The 20431-nt window shown below is 66.4% G+C and carries 20 protein-coding genes; 10 read left to right on the top strand and 10 right to left on the bottom strand.

The window, feature by feature from the left end; genetic code table 11:
- Nucleotides 1-9: 9 nt before the first annotated feature.
- The 3 genes from E8M01_RS22650 to E8M01_RS22640 all read right to left on the bottom strand — a co-directional run bounded on the left by E8M01_RS22650 (nucleotide 10) and on the right by E8M01_RS22640 (nucleotide 3289).
- The gene (locus E8M01_RS22650) at nucleotides 10-390 is read right to left on the bottom strand and encodes a DUF190 domain-containing protein (RefSeq protein ID WP_136962231.1); all 381 of its coding nucleotides are present in this window, start codon (nucleotides 388-390) and stop codon (nucleotides 10-12) included.
- Nucleotides 391-532: 142 nt separating this feature from the next.
- Nucleotides 533-1756 (bottom strand): MFS transporter, encoded by a 1224-nt coding sequence (locus tag E8M01_RS22645; protein ID WP_136962230.1) that lies wholly within the window; start codon nucleotides 1754-1756, stop codon nucleotides 533-535.
- Between the two features lie 228 nt (nucleotides 1757-1984).
- On the bottom strand, nucleotides 1985-3289 hold the full coding sequence (locus E8M01_RS22640) for an amidohydrolase family protein (protein WP_136962229.1): 1305 nt from the start codon (nucleotides 3287-3289) through the stop codon (nucleotides 1985-1987).
- A gap of 141 nt (nucleotides 3290-3430) precedes the next feature.
- On the opposite strand from E8M01_RS22640, the gene E8M01_RS22635 reads away from it, so the two are divergent.
- The 10 genes from E8M01_RS22635 (at nucleotide 3431) to E8M01_RS22590 (ending at nucleotide 12261) form a co-directional block, all read left to right on the top strand.
- A complete protein-coding gene (locus tag E8M01_RS22635; protein WP_136962228.1) occupies nucleotides 3431-4444 on the top strand; it encodes an ABC transporter substrate-binding protein in 1014 nt (337 codons plus the stop codon).
- A gap of 90 nt (nucleotides 4445-4534) precedes the next feature.
- Nucleotides 4535-5314, top strand: coding sequence for an ABC transporter ATP-binding protein (locus tag E8M01_RS22630; RefSeq protein ID WP_136962227.1), 780 nt, complete (start codon nucleotides 4535-4537; stop codon nucleotides 5312-5314).
- Nucleotides 5311-6141 (top strand): ABC transporter permease, encoded by an 831-nt coding sequence (locus E8M01_RS22625; RefSeq protein ID WP_136962226.1) that lies wholly within the window; start codon nucleotides 5311-5313, stop codon nucleotides 6139-6141. Before E8M01_RS22630 ends, E8M01_RS22625 begins: the two co-directional genes overlap by 4 nt.
- Nucleotides 6142-6158: 17 nt before the next feature.
- Nucleotides 6159-7538 (top strand): FAD-dependent oxidoreductase, encoded by a 1380-nt coding sequence (locus E8M01_RS22620; RefSeq protein ID WP_425467677.1) that lies wholly within the window; start codon nucleotides 6159-6161, stop codon nucleotides 7536-7538.
- Nucleotides 7535-8725, top strand: coding sequence for a CaiB/BaiF CoA transferase family protein (locus E8M01_RS22615; RefSeq protein WP_281287798.1), 1191 nt, complete (start codon nucleotides 7535-7537; stop codon nucleotides 8723-8725). Before E8M01_RS22620 ends, E8M01_RS22615 begins: the two co-directional genes overlap by 4 nt.
- Nucleotides 8725-9501, top strand: coding sequence for an enoyl-CoA hydratase-related protein (locus tag E8M01_RS22610; RefSeq protein ID WP_136962225.1), 777 nt, complete (start codon nucleotides 8725-8727; stop codon nucleotides 9499-9501). The genes E8M01_RS22615 and E8M01_RS22610 overlap by 1 nt, the downstream gene beginning before the upstream one ends.
- 7 nt (nucleotides 9502-9508) lie before the next feature.
- Nucleotides 9509-9841, top strand: a complete 333-nt coding sequence (fdxA, locus tag E8M01_RS22605; protein WP_136962224.1) for a ferredoxin — start codon at nucleotides 9509-9511, stop codon at nucleotides 9839-9841.
- 5 nt (nucleotides 9842-9846) lie between these two features.
- Nucleotides 9847-10749 (top strand): LysR family transcriptional regulator, encoded by a 903-nt coding sequence (locus E8M01_RS22600; RefSeq protein ID WP_136962223.1) that lies wholly within the window; start codon nucleotides 9847-9849, stop codon nucleotides 10747-10749.
- A 122-nt stretch (nucleotides 10750-10871) separates the two neighbouring features.
- Nucleotides 10872-11612 carry a calcium-binding protein gene (locus E8M01_RS22595; RefSeq protein WP_136962222.1) on the top strand — a complete coding sequence of 247 codons (741 nt, stop codon included), beginning with the start codon at nucleotides 10872-10874 and terminating at the stop codon, nucleotides 11610-11612.
- A 313-nt stretch (nucleotides 11613-11925) separates the two neighbouring features.
- The gene (locus E8M01_RS22590; protein ID WP_136962221.1) at nucleotides 11926-12261 is read left to right on the top strand and encodes a hypothetical protein; all 336 of its coding nucleotides are present in this window, start codon (nucleotides 11926-11928) and stop codon (nucleotides 12259-12261) included.
- A gap of 110 nt (nucleotides 12262-12371) precedes the next feature.
- Here E8M01_RS22590 and E8M01_RS22585 read toward each other — a convergent pair whose 3' ends face one another.
- From E8M01_RS22585 to E8M01_RS22555, 7 genes are all read right to left on the bottom strand, one after another.
- Nucleotides 12372-12761, bottom strand: coding sequence for a nuclear transport factor 2 family protein (locus E8M01_RS22585; RefSeq protein WP_136964761.1), 390 nt, complete (start codon nucleotides 12759-12761; stop codon nucleotides 12372-12374).
- A gap of 193 nt (nucleotides 12762-12954) precedes the next feature.
- The gene (locus E8M01_RS22580; RefSeq protein WP_136962220.1) at nucleotides 12955-13719 is read right to left on the bottom strand and encodes an aspartate/glutamate racemase family protein; all 765 of its coding nucleotides are present in this window, start codon (nucleotides 13717-13719) and stop codon (nucleotides 12955-12957) included.
- A gap of 14 nt (nucleotides 13720-13733) precedes the next feature.
- On the bottom strand, nucleotides 13734-14480 hold the full coding sequence (locus E8M01_RS22575; protein WP_136962219.1) for a GntR family transcriptional regulator: 747 nt from the start codon (nucleotides 14478-14480) through the stop codon (nucleotides 13734-13736).
- A gap of 142 nt (nucleotides 14481-14622) precedes the next feature.
- Entirely contained in the window at nucleotides 14623-16164 is a 1542-nt protein-coding gene (locus E8M01_RS22570) for an amidohydrolase family protein (RefSeq protein WP_136962218.1), read from the bottom strand.
- Nucleotides 16165-16208: 44 nt separating this feature from the next.
- On the bottom strand, nucleotides 16209-16700 hold the full coding sequence (locus tag E8M01_RS22565) for a nucleoside deaminase (RefSeq protein ID WP_215908783.1): 492 nt from the start codon (nucleotides 16698-16700) through the stop codon (nucleotides 16209-16211).
- Nucleotides 16701-16784: 84 nt separating this feature from the next.
- Nucleotides 16785-18122, bottom strand: a complete 1338-nt coding sequence (locus E8M01_RS22560; RefSeq protein WP_136962217.1) for an MFS transporter — start codon at nucleotides 18120-18122, stop codon at nucleotides 16785-16787.
- 448 nt (nucleotides 18123-18570) lie between these two features.
- On the bottom strand, nucleotides 18571-20358 hold the full coding sequence (locus tag E8M01_RS22555) for an LCCL domain-containing protein (RefSeq protein ID WP_170182025.1): 1788 nt from the start codon (nucleotides 20356-20358) through the stop codon (nucleotides 18571-18573).
- Nucleotides 20359-20431 lie beyond the last annotated feature (73 nt).

Here is a 20431-nt window from a genome sequence, read left to right as displayed (position 1 = left end):
AATGGCCGCTCAGCGGCCCGCTTCGCGCGTGCCGCGCGCGGCCGGATCAACACCTGACTCATCATCACCGTAGCGAATGACGGTCACGTCCTCGAGCGTGATCAGGCAGCTGCGGGTGAGTGTCCTCAAGGTCGGCAGGAAAGCCTGGATTTTCTCGTTCGTGTCGACGATCTCGATCACGATCGGCAGGTCCTGCGACAGACGAAGGATCTTGGCGGTGTGCAGGACACTCGACCGCCCGAAGCCGAGCGGGCCGCGCAGCACGGTCGCTCCGGCAAGATGCGCCTCGCGCGCATGCAGAACGATCGATTCGTAAAGCGGCCGTCCATCGTCCTTGTCATCCTCGCCAATGAAGATGCGCAGCAGCGCCGCCTTCTCCGGGATCTGCATGATGGTCTCCGCTTGCGAGCGATGCGCCAAGGGCCGACCAGATCGGCTGACGGCCCGGCCCCGTGCCTTGAAACCCCACTGTGCCGAGATCGCCGGGCTCCGCAAGGCGGTCGCCGCGTTCTCGGAGACGGGACCTCCCCATTCAGCGCCGGTGTTGCTTCCGGCGCATGACAAGAAGTCCAGCCAGAGCCAGGGCGGCAAACCCGGCGCCGGCCAGAAAAGTGGCTTGAGGCCCGGACCAGTCCCACAACACACCCGCCGTGACGCTCGCGACAAGCAGAGCGATGCCGCCGGTGAGGTTGAAGATTCCATAGGCGGTGCCGCGCAACTCGGCTGGCGCCGAGTCCGCGACCAGCGTTGCCAGCAGTCCTTGGGTGAAGCCCATGTGGAGGCCCCACAGGATGACGCCGAGAGCGATGCCGGCAAGGCCGTCGGCAAAGGCCAGGACGAGATCGGCGCCGATCAGCAGCGCCAAGCCGAAGACCAGCACTTTCCCCCGGTCGACACGATCGGACAGAACGCCGGCGGGATAGGCCGCGAAGGCATAGACGACATTCATCAGAACCAGCACGAGTGGCACAAGCGCGATCGGCAGGCCCGCACCTTGAGCGCGCAGGATCAGGAAGGCCTCGCTGAAGCGGGCGAGCGAAAAGACGGTCGCGATCCCGACCACCCGCCAGTAGCGCGGCCCGAGCCGGCGCAGCTCCGGCAAGCTGAGCGGCATGCGAACGGCCCGCAGTTCCGGCGGCCGTGCGGGCTCTTTGACCGCGAAGACCAGGAGGCCGAGCGCCAGGAAGGCCGGGATCACGGCGACCCAGAAAACCAGCTGGAAGTTGTCGAGGGTGAGCCACATCAGGACGATGGCGATAGCAGGCCCGAGAAAGGCCCCCACCGTGTCGAGCGACTGGCGCAAGCCGAAGCTTGCTCCGCGCAGATGAGGCGGAGCGATGTCGGCCACCAGTGCATCGCGCGGCGCGCCACGGATGCCCTTGCCGACACGGTCGACGAAGCGGGCGGCGACCAGCCAGGATACCGAACTGGCAAGCGGAAAGACCGGCTTGGCGAAGGCCGCCAGGCCATAACCCAACACCGCCAGGATCTTGCGCTTGCCAAGCCAGTCCGACAGCACCCCCGAAAAGACCTTGACGATGGAAGCCGTCGCCTCGGCAATGCCCTCGATCACGCCGACCGTCAGCATCGACGTGCCGAGCACGGTCACAAGATAGACCGGCAGGAGGGCATGGATCATCTCGGAGGAGATATCCATGAGCAGCGAGACGAAGCCCAGCGCCCAGATCCCGCCGGGAATCTCGCGCAGGCGCCGGAGGAGCGGTTTGTGTCGGGATTCGGACGCATCGGCGTTCATGGCGCCGCGCTCAGCAAGCCGAGACAGGCCGACGGAACGGCCGGCGCGGCGGTCGCCCGGCCAATCATGAGACAACTCCGATCATGAGGCGCGCCTTCGCTATCGGCATGCCGGCAATCCGGGGCGGAGACTGTCTGCTGGGCGCAGATCCGATTCGACGATGCACACATCTTACATATACGCGCCCAGGACATCGTGACGCGCTCGCCGCGCGCTGGCCCGCGGCGATCAGCTCGCCTCGGCCCAGCTCCGGTGGTCCTGTACGAGGCGATGATCCCTCACCCGGATCTCGCCATCGACCAGCACGTCCCGGACGCTGCGCGGCGATGCCGAATAGACGACGTTCGAGATGGCGTCGTGCAACGGGGCCATTTCGAGCGCCGCCAGGTCGAGCACGACCAGGTCGGCGCGCTTGCCGGGTTCGACGCTGCCGACCAGGTGGTCGATGCCGAGTACCTTGGCGCCGTCAAGGGTCGCCAGCCGCAGCATCTGCCTGGTGTCCAGCACGGTCGGATCGTCGGCCTTCATCTTACCGACCAGGGCCGCCAGCCGCATTTCCCAGAACATGTCCATGCTGTTGTTCGAGGCGGTCCAGTCGGTACCGAGACCGACCGGCGTACGGCCGAGATAGCGGGCAAGCGGAAGGGTGCGTGCCTCGATCTTGAGATTGCTCGCCGGGCAATGGCAGATCGCCGTGCCGTCGGCGCAGAAACCGTCGATCTCGTCCTCGTCGAGATAGATGCAATGGGCGGCGATCACATCCGGTCCGGTCAGCCCCGCGCACCGCAGGCAGGCGAGCGCCCCGGAATGGCCACGCCGGCGGATGCTCGCGACCTCCGCCGCGCTCTGCGCCACATGCAGGAACACCTTGGCGCCGTGCCTCTCGGCGCGGCGCGCACATTCGGCCAGCAGCGCGTCCGAGCAGGTGTCGAGCGCATGCGGCGCTATGCCGGCTGAAATCCGCGAGGCCATGGGATCGACGCCGTAACGCTCGATGACACGCTCGGTCGCCCCCCAGTCGACCGGCCCTCCGGCATCGGCGATGGTGCTGCCGACCACCGCGCGCATGCCGCTGGCGGCAATGACCGGCGCCAGCTGGTCCATCCCGGCGACACGATCGGCAATGGTGGTGACGCCGTTGCCGAGGAACTCGGCACAGGCCGCCGCCAGCGAGCCGCGATAGTCGGCCATGGTGAAGCGCTCCTGGCCGGGCACGCTGTAGCCGCCCTCCGGCCAGAACTCGCGTGGCTTGTCGTCGGCAAGCCCGCGGAACAAGGCGGTCGCGGCATGGGTATGGGTGTTGACGAGACCGGGCATGACCAGACCCCGGGTGCAGTCGAGCGTGATGTCACCGGGGATTGCCAGCGTGCCGCCCGGACCGATCGCGGCGATCGTCCGGCCATCGATCCGGATGTCCCGATCATCGAGCACGCGATCTTGCGGATCGACGGTCAGCACGGTGGCGTGGGTCAGGACCAGGGCCATGGCGATCTCCTCGGGGGCGAGGCAAGCATCGGCCGGGGCCAGGGTCAATCACTCTCCAGGCGTCCTAATTTTTAGGACATAACTGCCGAATAATTGATCTTCTGAGAACGCTCTTGTTATGTTTTCATGACGGTCCATCAGCACAGCCGGAACCGGCGGCTATCCAGCGCAACCAGGGGAGCGCGAGAGATGATGGATCGCAGGAACTTCTTGAAGACGACTGCCGCGGCGGGCGTCTTCGTCGGTGTCGAGGTCGGGTCCGGCGCCCATGCCCAGGCGCGCCCGGTGATCAATTTCCAGCTCGGCTGGCTGCTGGGCGGCAACCAGATCGGCGAGGTCTGCGCCAAGCAGCTCGGCTACTATGCGCAGGAAGGCATCGAACTGCGCTTCCAGGCCGGCGGCCCGAACATTGACGGCGTCGCGGTGGTCGCGTCCGGCCGGCATGAGGTTGGCCAGGTCTCGTCCAGCCCGTCCTTGATGCTGGCCGCGTCGCAGGACCTGCCGATCCGCTGTTTCGCCACCGGCGCGCAAGTGCACCCCTACACCTTCTTCTCGCTGAAGAAGAACCCGGTGCGCGAGCCGAAAGACATGATCGGCAAGAAGGTCGGCGTCCAGGCGACCGGCGTCATCCTGCTGCGCGCGCTGCTTGCCAAGAACAAGATCACCGAGCGCGACGTGCAGATCGTCACCATCGGCGCCGACATGTCGCCGCTTCTGACCGGCCAGGTCGACGTCGTCACGGGTTGGCTGACCAACACCACCGCTCTCAAGGTGCTCGGTCCCGACCGCGTCGATCTGAGGCTGTGGGATGCCGGGGTCAGGCTCTACGCCCTGCCCTATTACGCCACCGTCGACACCATCCAGAAGAAGGCCGACGTGCTGGCCAAATTCCTGCGCGCCAGTGCCAAGGGCTGGGCCTATGCCCATGCCAACAGGGACGCCGCGGTCGATCTCCTGGTCAAGGAGTTCACCAATCTCAATCGCGCCGACGAGCGTGTCGCGCTCGATGTCATGCTCGAATACGCCTTCTCGTCGCGCACCGCAGCGGAAGGCTGGGGCACCATGGACCCGCAGGTCTGGCAGGAGCAGATCGACCTCTATGCGCAGCTCGGCCAGTTCAGCCGCAAAACGCCGAAGCTCGAAGAGGTCATGACCCTCGACATCCTGAAAGCCACCGCCGAGGCGCGGGCCAGGATCGGCTAGCGCAGCAGCGCCTCAGCGACGCGTTTCCGGTCATGCGCAGCCTTGTGCCGGAAACAGCATCCTTGTCGAACGAGCCGGGATAGACCCACCATGCGCGCGCCTTCGAATGCCGTCGATTGCCGGAATATCTCGGTCCGGTTCGTCACCGACCGGCGCACCGTCACCGCGCTGCACGACGTCTCGTTCTCGGTGAACCCAGGCGGGTTCCTCAGCCTGCTCGGACCGTCGGGTTGTGGCAAGTCGACGCTTCTCCGGGTGGTCGCCGATCTGGTCTCGCCCTCATCGGGCGACGTCTCGGTGTTCGGCATGTCGCCCGAGGAGGCGCGCCAGGCCCGCTCCTTCGGTTTCGTGTTCCAGGACGCCGCGCTGCTGCCCTGGCGTACGGCACTGCAGAATGTCGAGCTGCCGTTGGAAGTCGGCGGCTGCCGGCCGCTGGCGTCCAATGCGCCGACCCCGCGGGAACTGCTGAAGCTGGTCGGGCTCGAGGGCTGGGAAGGCAGTTTCCCGCATGAATTGTCCGGCGGCATGCGCCAGCGCGTGTCGATCGCCCGCGCGCTGCTCGGCGGCCCCCGCCTGTTGCTGATGGACGAGCCGTTCGGCGCGCTCGACGAGATCACCCGAGACCGGCTCAACGAGGAACTCCGGCGCATCTGGCACGAGACCAAGACGACCATCCTGTTCGTCACCCACTCGGTCTACGAGGCGATGTTCCTTGGCGAGCAGGTGCTGGTGCTGGCCGCCAATCCCGGCCGGGTCGCGGCGACCGTGCCGGTCGATCTGCCCAGCGATCGCGACCTCAGCATTCGCGAAACGCAGGCTTTCGTGACCATGGCCAGCACGCTCCGGGACGCATTGGGGAGGGGCATATGACATCCGTCGATCTCGCTATCGATCCGGGCCTCGCCGCGGCCGAAGAGGCTCACCGCATCTCGCGCCGCCGGCTGCAATGGCGGCGGCGGTTGCTGCCGGCCGCCGGCATCCTGTTCGCCCTGGCGCTCTGGGCCGGCATTGTCTGGCTGTTCAAGGTGCCGGTCTTCGTCGCGCCGTCGCCACAGCTGGTCGCCTATACGCTGTGGACCAAGATCGACATCCTGCTGGAGAACCTGCTGCCGACCGCCATCGAGGCGCTCGCCGGCTTCACCCTCGGCAATCTCGCGGCGATCCTGATCGCCACGGTCTTCGTCCACAAGAAGGCGCTGGAAGAGGCGTTCTTCCCGGTCGTCGTGGTGGTCAACACCATTCCTGTCGTGGCCAAGGCGCCCATCCTGGTGCTGCTGCTCGGCAACGGGATGGAGCCGAAGATCGCCATCGCGGCGCTGATCTGCTTCTTCCCGACCCTGGTCAACATGGTGCGCGGGCTTGAATCGGTGAACCCGCAGGCGATGGAACTGATGCGCGTGCTGTCGGCCTCCAATCGCGAGGTGTTCTTCAAGCTCAGGCTGCGCAACTCGCTGCCCTTCCTGTTTTCGGCCTTGAAGATTGCCGCCTCCACCTCGGTGATCGGCGCCATCGTCGGCGAGTGGATCGGGTCGACCACCGGCATCGGCGCCCTGATCATCCAGTCCACCTACAATTTCGACTCGGCGATGCTCTACGCAACCGTCCTCGTCGGCTCCGCTTTCTCCGTGCTGTTCTTCGTCACCATCGTCGCCGTCGAGCAACTGGTGGTGCGCTGGCAGCCGGCAAACGCTCACTGAACAATCGGGAGGTCGCCGTGACCCACAAGCATTCGGGCCAGGAGCGCGTCGCGCAGGATCGCATTGTCGAACCGCCGGGCGAGGCGACCGTCGTCGCGCGCTCCGACGTGGTGGTGGTCGGCGGTGGCCCCGCCGGCTTCTCGGCCGCGGTCGCCGCGCGCCGCGAAGGCGCGTCCGTCACCATGATCGAGCGCTATCCCTATCTCGGCGGGCTTGCCGCCGGCGGCATGGTGCTGGTGCTCGACGACATGCACAACGGCGACGAGGTGACCACGACAGGCATCTGCACCGAGATGATCGACCGGATGGCCAGGGTCGGCGCCTGCGTCTTCCCGCCACCGGAGGAGCGCGGCCAGAGCCATGAGCTCTATCGCAAATGGGCCCGCTGGGGCGCTTTCGACTTCCGCGCCCAGACCAAGCCGGCACCGATCGTCATGGCCGCCTCGTTCGATCCTGACGGCTGGAAGCGCATCGCCAACGAGATGATCGCGGAGGCGAAAGTCGACGTCCGGCTGCACTCCTGGTTCTCGCGCGCCGTCATGGACGGCAACCGCATCAAGGGGGTGATCTGCGAGACCAAGGCCGGCCGCCAGGCGATCATGGGCGACGTGGTGATCGACGCCACCGGCGACCTCGACGTGGCCGCCGCCGCGGGCGCCAATTTCGTCCACGGCTCCTACATCCTCACCACCGTGTTCCGCCTCGGCGGCGTCGACACCGAAGCGGCTGAACGCTTCCGCTTCGAAGAGCCGGAGACATACGCCCTGGTCGACCGGCAGGCCAAGCGCACCATGGGCGGCTCCTGGGATCTCTGGTGGCTGAAGACGCCGCTGCCGGGCGTGGTCTGGTGCAATTGCCCACATATGACCGGCCTCGACGGACTGACCGTCGAAGACATCACCAAGGCCGATTTCGAGGGCCGCAAGCGGATCTATGCCCTGGTCGATTTCGTCCGCGCCAACATGCCGGGCTTCGAAAACTGCTTCGTCGTCGACGTCGCGCCGCAGCTCGGCGTGCGCCAGACCCGCCTGCTCGAGGGCGACTATGTCGTCACCAAGGAGGACGTCATGGAGCGCGTCCACTTCCCCGACACCGTGGCGCGCGGCCGCGACTATTACACCCCTTACAGCGCGATGCTGCCCAAGGGCATCGACAACATGATCGTCGCCGGCCGGCACTATTCGGCGACGGAATCGGCCCAGAAGATGTCGCGCGAAATCCCGCCCTGCATGTCCATGGGCCAGTCCGCCGGCATTGCCGCCGCGCTCGCGGTTGCCGCCGGCATCCAGCCCCGTGCCGTGACGCCGCAGGCTATCTGCGCCCGTGTCCGCGCCCAGGGCGGCGATCCCGGCGATCGTCCCTCCGCCAACGCAAAACTTCTGGAGAAGGCCGCGTGACCGCTCTCAACACCCAGCCGCAAGGCACGCCGCAAGACCTGCCGTTGTCCGGTATCAAGGTCATCGACTTCACCCAGGTGATGATGGGTCCGGTGGCTACCCAGATGCTCGCCGACTATGGCGCCGATGTCATCAAGATCGAGAAGCCCGGCACCGGCGACCTGTCGCGCACCGCCTTCCCGAACGACCCGGCGGGCCTCACCGGACCGGTATTCTGCTCGCTCAACCGCAACAAGCGCTCGATCGTGCTCGACCTGCGCAAGCCGGAAGACCGCGACTTCGTCATCGCGCTCGCCCGCAACGCCGACGTGGTGGTCAACAATTTCCGCGCCGGGGTGATGGAGCGGCTGGGCTTCGGTTACGAAGACCTGGCCAAGATCAACCCGCGGCTGATCTATGCGGTCGGCACCGGCTTCGGCCTCGAGGGCCCCTATGCCCACAAGGGCGGGCAGGACGTGCTGGCCCAGGCGCTCAGCGGCGTCATGCATCGCCGCTCCAATGACGACCAGCCTTTGGCGGTGCATGCCACCACCTTCGCCGACTATTCCGCCGGCATGCATATGGTCCAAGGCGTGTTGCTGGCGATCCTGCAGCGGCAGAAGACCGGACGCGGCCAGCGTATTGCCGTGTCGCTCTATGATTCCATGCTGGCCGCCCAGACCCAGGAAGCGGCCGCCCAGCTGATGCGCGGGCGCGAGGTGAACTGGGGCGCCATGCCGCTCTCGGGCGTGTTCGAAACCTCCGACGGCGCACTGGTCATGGTCGGTGCGTTCAAGGCCGACCCGCTCGGCGACATCTCCAACGCGCTCGGCATCGACCATCTCGGACAAGACGCGCGCTTTGCCAGTTTTGCCGACCAGGTGGCCAACAAGCAGGCCTTGCAGGCGATATTCCGCGACCGCTTCAGGTCCGGCAGCACAGCCCACTGGCTGGCCCGGCTGGAGGCGCAGGACCTGCTCTGCGCGCCGGTGAAGTCCTTGGCCGAGGCGCTCGCCGACGAGCAGACCCTGGTCAATGCCATGATCATCGAGGCCGATGGCGAGGTCGAGCGGATCCGGGTGGTCGGTTCGCCGATCCACATGAGCGATGCACCGGTCGAGATTCGCATCGCGCCGCCATCGCTCGGCCGCGACACCGACCAGGTGCGCGCCGAGCTCGCCGCCCTCACCATCAGGGCGGCCGAGTGATGGCCGTCGTCTTCACCGTCACGGATCACGTCGCCCGCGTCACCATCGACCGACCGGAGGTGATGAACGCCGTCGACCAGGCGACCGAGCAGGAATTGCAGGCGATCTGGGCGCGCATCGAACAGGATCGCTCGGTGCGGGTGGTGGTGCTGACCGGCGCCGGCGAGCGCGCCTTCTCGACCGGCGCCGACATGAAGGGCGGCAGCGGCGGATCCGGGCTCGACTATTGGGCGATGCCCCGGCCAGGCGGTTTCGGCGGCATCGCGCTCAGGCAGACGCTCGACGTGCCGGTCATCGCCCGGGTCAACGGCCATGCGGTTGGCGGCGGCTTCGAAATGATGCTCGGTTGCGACCTGGTGGTGGCCGCCGATCACGCGACCTTCGGCCTGCCGGAGGCGCGTGTCGGCCGCATGCCGCTGGACGGTGGCATGACCTTGCTGCAGCGTCAGATCCCACACCGCGCCGCCATGGGCATGCTGCTGACCGGACGCCGCATCAAGGCGGCGGAAGCGCTCGGCTTCGGGCTGGTCAACGAAGTGGTGCCGCTGGCCGAGCTCGATGAGGCGGTCGATCGGTGGGTCGGCGAGGTGCTGGCCTGCGCGCCCCTGTCGATCCGCGCGATCAAGCAGGTGGTGCGCCGCACCGCCCATCTCAGCGCGGTCGAAGCCCAGGCCCTGCGCCTGCCGGCTCTGGTCGAGGCGTTGAATTCGGACGATTCGAACGAGGGCGTACGCGCCTTCGTCGAGAAGCGGAAACCGGTCTGGCAGGGACGGTAGGCGCGCCATGCCCTATGTCATCACCGAGGCCTGCATCGATGTGAAGGACCGGGCCTGTCTCGATGCCTGCCCGGTCGATTGCATCTATGAAGGCGGACGAACGCTCTATATCCATCCCGATGAGTGCATCGATTGCGGCCTGTGCGAAACCGTCTGTCCGGTCGCCGCGATCCATGCCGACGATCGGCTGCCGGAGGGGCTGATGGGCTGGGTGGCGGTGAACCGCGACTATTTCGGGCCTGATGTGACCGGCCTCGGCTCGCCTCGCGGCGCCGACGCCAAAACCATCACGGCCAAGGACCATCCGACCGTCGCCACCTGGCCGCCAGGGGAGCGCTGACCGCGATGCATGCCGCGGCGCTCGGCTATTTCCGCGAGACCGCGCGGCTCGGCTCGATCCGCAAGGCCGCCCAGAAGCTCAATGTCGCGGCGAGCGCGATCAACCGCCATATTCTGAAGCTCGAGGACGAATTCGGTACACCGCTGTTCGACCGGCTGTCGAGTGGCATGCGGCTGACCGCGGCCGGTGATCTCCTGCTCGCCCATATCACCACGACGCTGCATGATTACGACCGGCTACGCGCCGAGGTGGACGATCTCAGGGCGGCGCGCTCCGGCCACGTCTCGCTGGTGGCGGTCGATTCCCTGCTGGTCGATTTCCTGCCACGCTCGCTCGAGCGCTTCCGCGCCAGCTTTCCAGCCGTCACCTTCTCGGTCATGGCGGTGGCACCGGCCGACGTCGAGCGCATGGTGGCCGAAAACGAGGCCGATATCGGCTTCACCTTCGTCAGCCAGATGCCCAGGACGGTCAGTTTCCTGGCCGAGGTTTCCGCGCCGATCGGCGTGGTCATGCCGGCCGATCACCCGCTGGCGAACCGCCGCGCCGTGACCTTCGACGAAGCCGCCGCCTATCCGTTCCTGGCCCAGGCCGGGCCGTTGCCGCGTTCGGCCGACATCGATCCGGATTTCGCGCGCTTTCGCGAAGCGCTGAAACCGCGGCTCGTCTCCAACTCGATCCAACTGGTCAAGCGGGCGATCCGGCTCGGCATGGGGCTCGCTTATTTCACCAGGCTCGGCTTCCTGGAAGAGATCGAGCAGGGCGAGCTCGTCTGGCGTCCCTTCGCCTCGGCGCCGATCAACACGTTGCGCATCGGCTTGCTGGTCGCGACCGGGCGCTCGGTCAGTCCGCCGGCCAGGCAATTGATGCGCTGGCTGGCTGATGATGTCGAACGGTTGCGGATCATTTGACCGGACCGGTCTGACCGTCTTTCTGCTGCATCGCGAAAAAATAAGCTCGGCGCGCATGAACCTGACGCAAGGGAAGCGCCACTCAGGGTCCACATCCACCAACGATCCCTGAGGATACCATCGTGAACAAGTCCCAAGCTTCCATGCACGCGACCAGCCCGCTCGCCGCGCTGGCCGATCCGACCGATCATGTCCTGAACACCGCCGACAGCTTCGGCTTCAATTTCGGCATCGAGCCGCCGCCCCAGTTCGGCACCAGCGGCAACGACACCATGACCGCCTTCTCCGGCGGCACCGCCGCCAAGCCCAGCCACACCTATGGCGGCGACGGCAATGACAAGATCACCGGCTCGTCGGGTGTCGATGTCATCTCCGGCGGCAATGACGACGACCTCATCCAGGGTGTCGGCGGCCATGACACGCTCTCGGGCGGCAATGGCAAGGACATCGTCTATGGCGGCGGCGACTTCGACAAGCTGTCCGGCGGCAATGGCGACGACTGGGTCGCCGCGGCCTATAACAGCAAGGGCGCCGTTCTCGACGGCGGCATCGGCAACGACACGCTGGTCGGATCGTTCATGGGCGCGACACTCAATGGCGGCATCGGCAATGACTTCCTGATCGCCCGGGTCGCCTTCAACGGCGCCACCGAGAGCTTCTATGACGGCGGCGCCGGCTGGGACGTGATGGTCCTGGACAAGGCCATGCCGGGCTCCGATGCCTTCATCGAAACCACCGCCTCGGGCGATCACGTCCTGCACTGGATAAGCAAGACCGGTCAGGTACAGACCGACCACGTCGCCAATATCGAACAGTTCAATGTCGGCGGCACGCTCTACACCTGGGACCAACTGCTTGCCTGAGCCCAGGCCCTGCGGCCGGCTCGAGCCTGAAAGCCACGCAGGCTGGCCGACCGGGTGATCCAACCTGCCTCGGCGAACGTAGATTGATCAGATGGAAATCCGCTGCCGTGGATTTCCGTTGACCCAGCCACCCTTGGCCCGCTCTGGCAACGGAGCGGGCCCTTCTTTTTTCGGCCGCCGCAGCGTTTCGCCGGACCGTCCGGCGCAGGCTGTCGGCCAGCGCCCCCCTGTCGCCTGGAACAAACCGCCTGCCGAGCCGTTGTCGCGGTGAACCCCGAGACAATTTTGGGGGTAATCCCCGAGGAGATACGGCATGAAGAAACTCATTCTTGCGACACTCGCCGCCGCGATGCTCTGTGCCGCTCCTCTCGCAGCGTCAGCGCAGGACCTCCGTATCCGCGCCGGTGAAGGCGGAGTGACGGTAGGGACCGACCGCGACCGCGGCCACTGGGATCGGCGCGACGACCGTCGGGACGACCGTCGTGATTGGCGGCGCGGCGACCGGGGCCACCGTGATGATCGCGGCATGCGCGGCGACCGTCGCGTGACCATCATGCAAGGTGAGCGCTGCCGTGTCGTCTCGGTCCGCAGCGTGCGGCCGAATGGCGATGTCGTCATTCGCCGTTCGCGTCAGTGCCGCGGAATGTAATGCGCCGATGAGCGGCAGGTCCCCGCGGGCCGGCCGCCCCCGGGACCTTCAGAACATGGCCTGACGACTGAATGCCCGCCTTGTCGCCAAGGCGGGCATTATCTTTGCTCTCAACCGCGCGTGACATGGGCCGAAACTGCGAGCCATTGGCCCTGCCGGCGCGCCCAGACATCGGTATAGCGGCCGCGCGCCAGACGTCCGTCGGGCGCCGCATAGTGCGTCTCGGCGTGGATGATGGCGACATCATCGAGAATCCGGATCTTCACGTCCCGGACCGTCAGGCCGCTGATCGTCACCGGCTGCGCGGTCTGCTGGAGGAACTGCGCCCGGTCGATCAATGTGCCGTCCGGATTGCTGCAAAAGAAGTCCTCGGCGAGAATCTCGTCAAAGCGCCTGACGTCGCCGTTCTGAACCGAATTGATGTAGTCGAGGTTGAGCTGGGTGAGAATGTCCAGGTCTGACGCCTGATGAGTGTCGACTTTCGCTGCCGCGGCTACCATCGCATCCTCTCCCATGTCGCTTTTTCCCCGGCCCTTCGGCCAGGTCCGATCAAGTGAAACGAAGCCGTCATGCCGGCCTTGCCGCTTCGCCAAAGGCGAATGCTAGTCAAGCGCCGTCTCGGACGCCACGACCGGTCGCAATCGGGGGACGATACCACTTTCCCGGGCCGACAGGTTAAGCGGTCGCCCTCTCCTACTCCGCCGCCTCCGGCAGGTCGCGCATCTCGATGCGGGCGGCGAGTGCATCACCGAGGCCGGTCGTCGGTTTCGCCGCCGGGCGGCGGAAGGTGCCAACCGTCGCCTTGCGCGGATTGAGTGCCACCAGGGCCTCGGCCTGCTTGACCGCGGCGGCGATCGGATCGACCAGCGGCACGGGAATGCGGTCGCGCACCTTGGCGGCAAGCCCGGCGAGCGGTGCGCCGGCCAGGATGACGACATCGGCGTCGTCCTCCTGCACCGCACGGTTGGCGAGGGCCACCAGCATGGCCTCTTTCTCGACCTGCACGTCGGCGACCGGGCCGAAGCTCTCGTCGAGCGAACGGATGCCGGCGCAGCGTCCCCACAGCCCGTGCATGTCGACGCAGTCGCGGTACCAGCTGCCGAGAGCGGCGGCGAAGGTGATGATGCTGAAGCGCTGGCCGAGCATGCAGGCGGTGAGCATGGCGGCTTCCGACATGCCGATGACCGGGATGTCGAACAGTTCGCGTGCGGCGAACAGGCCGGGATCGCCAAAGGCGGCGATGATGGCGGCATCGACCTCGGAATGCTGCTCGGCCAGCGTCTCCAAGGCAATGGCGCCGCCGATCAGGGCTTCGCCACGGGTCGAGATATAGGGCACGCCGCGCGGTGCCGTGGTCGCAACGATCCGCGTCGCGGGACCGGCCACCGGCCGGGCCGCCGCAACGAGCAGGTCGGTGACGCCGGCCGTGGTGTTGGGATTGAGGATCAGAATACGCAAGGATCGCCTCCAGGTCAGGCCGCGACGCCGGCAAGCGTCGGATGATTGGCCAGGATCTGCACGACCTCCCGGCCGGTATGCTGGACATGTTCGGCGATGAGCCGGCCGGCGGTCTCGGCCTGCCGGGCCTCGAGTGCGGCAAGAATGGCGCGATGCTCGCCAATCGACTCTTCCCAGCGCCGGAGCGAACTCAGCGCGAAGAAGCGGGCGCGCTCGGCGCGTGCCAGCAGCCATTCATGGGTCTCGCGCAGCGTGATGTTGCCAGCACCTGCGACAATGGCCGAATGGATCTGCTGGTTGATGGTGAAATAGCCATCCATGTCACCGGCGGCCTCGTGACGCTCCATCTCGTCCTGCAGGCGGCGGAGCTCGGCCAGATCGGCCTCGGTCATGCGCTCGGCGGCGAGTTCCGCGGTCAGCCGCTCGAGCCCGCTCATCGCCTCGAACAGGTCATGGATCGTGTCGATGCGCATCGGCGCGATGCGGGCACTGCGGTTCTGGCGAAGTTCCACCAGGCCTTGTGCGGCCAGAAGCTTCAGGGCCTCGCGCAGCGGCGTACGCGAGACGCCCAGCATGTCGCAAAGATCGGTCTCGATCAGCGGCGTCTCAGGGGCGAGCTTGCCGCGCACGATCATGGTGCGCAGTCGGTCGAAGGCGCGCTCATGCAGATTGGCCCGGCTCAGCCGGAATTGTCCGGCCGCCTTTGCCGAGGCCTCCTTGCGCGGTCGGCCGCGTTTGCGCGGCACCGGTTCGACGGTCATGCCCAGTCCTCGATCGGCCAATGGCGTGCCGGATCTGCCCGGCATCGCCCATTGTATGCAAAATTCCAAAAAATTTCCGCGGCTGTCGCGCCGCATCTTGCCGCACCGGGTTCGGGCCGATGAAAGCGCCTGTCCATCGAGCTCACGTCCGTGAGTTCATCCGATAGAACGGCTCGTGCAAGCTGGCGTCGACATAGTCGGCATAGAAGGCGCGGATGAACGGCAGGATCGCCTTGGACAGGCCGCGCCGCTCCAGCTCGGCCTCGGAGAGCGGCTTCTGCAATCCGTCATGCAGGCGTTTCAAGGCGTCCTTCCGGTCGACGCGGGTGAATTCGCCGTCCTGGTAGAGCACCTCGCCGTCACACATGGTCAGCCGGACACCCTCGGTCTTGGCACGCTGGATCACCGCATCGATCAATGGCGTCGCCTCGTCGAGATAGGGAAAGGCGATCTGGTCCCAGTCGATCAGCACGAGATCGGCAGCCTTGCCGACCTCCAGCGTCCCGATGGTTTCACCGAAAGGCGTGGTCCGGGCGCCGCCCACCGTGGCCATGCGCAGGACCTGCGCCATGGCCGGCACGTCGGCCTCGGCCATGCCCGGCACCCGGTGCGCGCGCAGCACAAGGCGCATTTCCTGCAACATGTCGCGGTCGTCATTGATGCCGGCCTCGTCGATGCCGATGGCGGTGTTGATGCCCCTGGCCTCGAAACGGTTGAGCGGCGCGATGCCGGAGCGCAGGCGGAAATTCGACGAGCAATTGTGGCAGATGCAGACGCCCGTTTCGGCGACCTTGTCGATATCGCGCTCGGAGAGCCAGACGCCATGGCCAAGCGTCAGCCGGGCGTTCAACAGATCGAAGCGATCGAGATAGTCGAGCGCCGTGCCGCCGCCACGCTTGCCGGCATAGGCCTTCTGATAGGCCGTCTCGACCAGGTGCATGTGGATCGGCGCGTCATATTTCCTGGACATGTCGGAAAAGGCGGTGAGCGCCTGATCGGAGCACCAGTGCAGATTGGCCGGCGCCAGCTGGACTTTCACCCGCCGCTTGGCGTTGTGGTTCCGGTGGAGCCGGACGAACAGATCCATGCTCTCGTCCAGGCCGATCTTGAAACGCCCGAACCAGTGGCTCATCCGGCCCTGGAGCTCGGCCGGCAGGCTTTCGATCAAGGCGCGGTCGGACTGATACATCAGCCGGTTCTGGTCACGCACGGCGTAACAATAGGATGCCCGCATGCCGACATCCTGATAGGCGCTGATCACCTGGTTCGATTTCGCCTCGACCTCCTCCAGCGTGCCGGGGACCCAGCCATGCAGGTGCTGCACCGTGGTGACGCCGGAGGCGATCATCTCGAAAGCCGCATAGAGCGTGTCGAGATAGAGGTCGAGGTCGCGGATCACCATGCGGGTGATCCACCAGAGCTCCAGCGGCATGTCGGGCGAGCCGAGCTGGACCGGGGTCAGGCCGACATGGTGATGGGCGTTGACGAAGCCCGGCAGCATGACCTCGTTGCCGCTGCCGATGATCGGCACGTCCGGATGCAGCTGCTTCAGCGCATCGAACCGGCCGATCGCGACAATGATGCCGTCCTCCTGCAGCAATGCGCCGTCAGGGATCTCCTCGACCGTGTGACGGTCGAGGGCTCGCGTGATCATGGACCGGCTGCGAATGATCGATCTGGCCAAGACTATCCCCTGCGTCGTGAGATCAATTCCGTCGAACCCGAAGCTTAGTCCGCGACACGCGCCGGCGGCTCTACCCAGCGTTTCCAGGCTCGCCTGGCCGCCTCGCATTCGGCGACCCGCACGCCGTCGACCACCTCGAGTGCCGAGCCGGTCATCCCGATCAGTTTCTCGACCGAATAATCGCCGTAGTCGATGCGGCGCATGCCGGCATGACGGGCGCCGAGCACGACGCGGCCGATCCGGGCTTCCTTGATGGCCCAGCAGCACATCGGGCAGGGCTCCATGGCCGAATAGAGCGTGGCGCCGGAAAGGTCCGCGCTGCCGAGATTGCGGGCCGCGTCGCGAATGGCTTCCACCTCGGCATGGGCGGTCGGATCGCCACCGGTCGCCACCCGGTTGGAGCCCTGGCCGATCACCTCACCGTCGCGGACGATGATGGAGGCGACCGGGCAATCGCCCCGGGCATCCGCCTCGCCGCAGAGTTCGAGCACCCGCGCCATGAAGGCGTCGCGCCCATCGAGATCGATATCGCTCATCGTCCGTCCTTCTTCACCTGCGGTCCGAAGAAACGATCCCGGGCCGCGAAGGGTCCGGGATCCTGGCTGCGGTTTGGCGCCTCTTCACGCGGCGGTATCCTTCGGCTGGCGCATGGTGATCACGGCGCCGATGACCAGAAGGGCGGCCACCAGCCAGAGCGCGATGGTGACATGGCCGGTGGCATCCTTGACCACACCCATCAGGAAGGGCGCACCGAAGCCGCCGAGATTGCCGATCGAATTGATCAGCGCGATGCCGGCTGCCGCGGCGGTGCCGACCACGATCTTGTTCGGCAATTGCCAGAACACCGGGATCGAGCAGAGGATTCCGGGAAGCGCTATCCACAGCGCCAGGATCGCCCATTGCGAGCCCTGCAGGACCAGCAGACCCAGCACCGCGCAACCGATGCCGCCGGTCAGGATGCCCAGGCCGCAGTGGAAGCGCACCTCCTTCATGCGATCGGAATGGATGCCGTTGAGCACGGTCGCCACCACGCCGATGAAGAACGCGACCGAGACGATCGCGCCGATCGTCGCGGTGTTGGTGAAGCCGAGATCCCGGACGATGGTCGGCGCCCAGAAGATCAGCGCCGACTGGCCCATGATGATGCAGAAATAGATGAAGATGAAAGTCCAGATCCGCCGGTCTTTCAGCGCCCGGCCGATCGAATGCTCGCGGGCGCCAACCATGGCGCGGTCGCGCTCCAGGTCCTGGGTCAGCAAGCGACGCTCTTCCTCGGTCAGCCAGCGTGCTTCATGCGGTTTGTCGCTCAGAACCCAGATGGCGGCGATCCCGAGCAGCACCGAGGGAATGCCCTCGATCAGGAACACCCATTGCCAGCCAGCCCAGGCATTGAGGCCATTCATGTTCTCCATGATGACTCCGGCGATCGGACCGCTGACCACGCCGGAGGTCGAGGTGGCGCAGCCGAGCAATGCGAAGACCTTCGAACAGCGGGTCGTCGGGAACCAATAGGTGAGATAGAGGATGACGCCGGGCCAGAAGCCGGCCTCGCAGGCGCCCAGGATGAAGCGGACGACGTAGAAACCGGTGGGCGTCGTGACGAACATCATGGCGATGCAGGCCAGCCCCCAGCCGATCGCGATGCGCGAAATCGTCTTGCGCGCGCCATAGCGCTGGAGAGCCAGGTTGCTCGGTACCTCGAAGAAAAAATAGCCGATGAAGAACAGGCCGGCGCCAAGACCATAGACCGTCTCGCTGAAGCCGAGACTGGCGTTCATCTGCAGCTTGGTGAAACCGACATTGACCCGGTCGAGCCAGGCCATCAACCAGACGATGAACAGGAAGGGAATGAGCCTGAAGGTCACCTTCCTGTAGATGGCGTCGAGCTTCGATCGTTCGTCGGCGGCCGACAGGACGCCGACGCGTCCCGCCGTGTCGATGGTGTCTACCGAGCTCATCTGATCCTCCCCCTTTTTGGTTCTGGTTCGTGCGTTTCGTCCTGGACCGAGGGGTCGACAAGCGTGCGCCCGCCACGGCATTTCACTGCGAATTATTTTTTCGCATGTTGCATACAATCTAATATTAAATCGGATCTGTCCAGCCGCGATCGAAGCCTGTGGACGGAGATGGCCGGACAGGCTCGCTGGCCAGGCAATGGGGCAGGACGCGCCGCATCAGCGCCAGGTTTGGCGCCCATTCGCTCCGCTTGGGGAAAACCGCCGATGACATTGTCAGACGCCGATGCAGGCGCGCGAAAGGGCCGGCCAGGCGCGGGTTTCCCGGCAATGGCGTGCTCGATCCCGATTCGGCCTGGAACGGCAAACCCGCCGCGGATGACCGCGACGGGGTGCTTTGATGGCCGGCCGTCGAGACAGAAGCGGCCGGCGATTGCCGGCCACCCTGGCGTCAGAGCTTCAGCGCCTGAACCCGCCGGTTGGCGGCGCGGCCGGCCTCGGTCGCGTTGTCGGCAATCGGCTCGGCCCGGCCGCGCCCGTCGATGGTCAACCGGCTGGTGGCGATGCCCTGCTGCACCAGCCAGCGTCCGACCGCCTCGGCACGGCGGTAGGACAACGAGCGATTATAGTCGGCGGTTCCGACCGAATCCGTATGGCCGATCAGGCCGAGCCTCAGGTTGGTGTCAGCGGCGAGAACATTGCGCAGCTCGCGCAGCGTATCGGCGGCGGAGAGGTCCAGCTCCGCCGAATTGAAGCGGAACTGGACATAGAGATCGACCTCGCCGCGCTCGCGCAGGCTCTGCGTGATGTTCTGCTGAACCGGCGCCGTTGCCATCTTGGCCGGCGCCGCAGCGGTCGCGCCCTGGCGCGGCGGAAAGCGGAAGCTGCCGTCGTAGGGGCCATAGTTGGACGAGGTGACGCCGTTGCGGGTCAGGCCTGGATAAGCGTTGCGCCCGGGCTCCGGAATGACGCTGACCAGCCCGCCCTGGCGCGGCACCGCGCCGGCATGGACGGCCGCCTTGCAGACCGAGGAATCGGCCGTGTAGACATCCATGCCCCAGACCGAGCCGCGTTCCATCGCCGCCCTGTCGCAGGTGCAGCCGAGCGGCGCGGTGATCTCCTGAAAAGCGACGAAATTGTCCGGGCACACTGTCGGACCCGACGGCGCCGGGCCGAACCGGAAGCTCGAAGCATAGGAGCCGTAATTGGACGACGAGATGCCGTTGCGGGTGACGCCGGCATAGGTCGCCTGGCCGGCGTCCGGGCTCACGGTCACCTGGCCGCCGCGCCGGTTGATCGCGCCGGCGTGGACCGCCGCCTTGCAGACCGAGGAGTCGCCCGTATAGACGTCCATGCCCCAGACCGAACCACGATCGGCGGCCTGAGCGCTGCAGGTGCAGATCAGCGGTTCGGACGTGTCGGCGAAGGCCGAAAAGTCATTCGGGCATTCCGAGACCAGCACTTGCGTGGTCTGGCCTGTCGGTGCGCTGGCTGCCCGCCGCTCGCCCGCGACACGGAAGCTGGACGCATAAGCGCCGAAATTGGACGAGCTGACACCGTTGCGGGTCAGGCCGGGATAGGCCGGCCGACCGGCTTCGGGCGTCACCGTCACCTGGCCGCCGCGCCGGGTGATCGCGCCGGCATGGACGGCTGCCTTGCAGACCGAGGAATCACCGGTATAGACGTCCATGCCCCACACCGAACCACGCTCGGCGGCCTGAGCGCTGCAGCTGCAGGTCAAGGCCTCGGCGGTTTCCGCGAAAACCGAGAAGTCATCAGGGCATTCCGAAATGGCGGCAGTGGTCTCGGCGGGCACGCCAGCCGGGCCGGACTTGCTGTCCGACGACTTGCCGTCGGCGGCGGTATTGGGCCGGCCCGCGGCACCAGCGAAGCGGAAGCTCGACGCATAGGCACCGTAGTTGGACGAGCTGACGCCGTTGCGGGTCAGGCCGGGATAGGCGGGCCGGCCAGCCTCGGGCGTCACCGTCACCTGGCCGCCACGCCGGGTGATCGCGCCGGCATGGACGGCTGCCTTGCAGACCGAACTATCGCCGGTATAGACGTCCATGCCCCAGACCGACCCGCGCTCGGCGGCTTGCGCGCTACAGCTGCAGGTGAGCGGATCCGTCGCGCCTGCAAAGGCCGAGAAATCGTCGGGACATTCGGAAATTGCCTGAGCCCGCGCGGGCGAGGCCGCAAGGGACGCCAGGGCAAGCGTGAGCAGGATGATCCATTTCATGGGAGGCGTTCCGTCCTGGGGTTGACAGTCTCGACGCCGGCCCCGAAGGGCCGGAGGTCGCCGCAGCTCAACA

It is taken from the genome of Phreatobacter stygius (genome assembly GCF_005144885.1).
Taxonomy (GTDB): domain Bacteria; phylum Pseudomonadota; class Alphaproteobacteria; order Rhizobiales; family Phreatobacteraceae; genus Phreatobacter; species Phreatobacter stygius.
The sequence above is the reverse complement of the archived record's forward strand: the minus strand, read 5'-3'. Positions and strand labels throughout refer to the sequence as shown.

Bases quoted from the DNA above. Each gene is read 5' to 3' on its own strand.
- E8M01_RS22650 (WP_136962231.1), bottom strand. From the start codon at position 390: ATGCAGATCCCGGAGAAGGCGGCGCTGCTGCGCATCTTCATTGGCGAG.
- E8M01_RS22645 (WP_136962230.1), bottom strand. From the start codon at position 1,756: ATGAACGCCGATGCGTCCGAATCCCGACACAAACCGCTCCTCCGGCGC.
- E8M01_RS22635 (WP_136962228.1), top strand. From the start codon at position 3,431: ATGATGGATCGCAGGAACTTCTTGAAGACGACTGCCGCGGCGGGCGTC.
- E8M01_RS22630 (WP_136962227.1), top strand. From the start codon at position 4,535: ATGCGCGCGCCTTCGAATGCCGTCGATTGCCGGAATATCTCGGTCCGG.
- E8M01_RS22625 (WP_136962226.1), top strand. From the start codon at position 5,311: ATGACATCCGTCGATCTCGCTATCGATCCGGGCCTCGCCGCGGCCGAA.
- E8M01_RS22610 (WP_136962225.1), top strand. From the start codon at position 8,725: ATGGCCGTCGTCTTCACCGTCACGGATCACGTCGCCCGCGTCACCATC.
- fdxA (WP_136962224.1), top strand. From the start codon at position 9,509: ATGCCCTATGTCATCACCGAGGCCTGCATCGATGTGAAGGACCGGGCC.
- E8M01_RS22600 (WP_136962223.1), top strand. From the start codon at position 9,847: ATGCATGCCGCGGCGCTCGGCTATTTCCGCGAGACCGCGCGGCTCGGC.
- E8M01_RS22590 (WP_136962221.1), top strand. From the start codon at position 11,926: ATGAAGAAACTCATTCTTGCGACACTCGCCGCCGCGATGCTCTGTGCC.
- E8M01_RS22585 (WP_136964761.1), bottom strand. From the start codon at position 12,761: ATGGTAGCCGCGGCAGCGAAAGTCGACACTCATCAGGCGTCAGACCTG.
- E8M01_RS22575 (WP_136962219.1), bottom strand. From the start codon at position 14,480: ATGACCGTCGAACCGGTGCCGCGCAAACGCGGCCGACCGCGCAAGGAG.
- E8M01_RS22565 (WP_215908783.1), bottom strand. From the start codon at position 16,700: ATGAGCGATATCGATCTCGATGGGCGCGACGCCTTCATGGCGCGGGTG.
- E8M01_RS22560 (WP_136962217.1), bottom strand. From the start codon at position 18,122: ATGAGCTCGGTAGACACCATCGACACGGCGGGACGCGTCGGCGTCCTG.
- E8M01_RS22555 (WP_170182025.1), bottom strand. From the start codon at position 20,358: ATGAAATGGATCATCCTGCTCACGCTTGCCCTGGCGTCCCTTGCGGCC.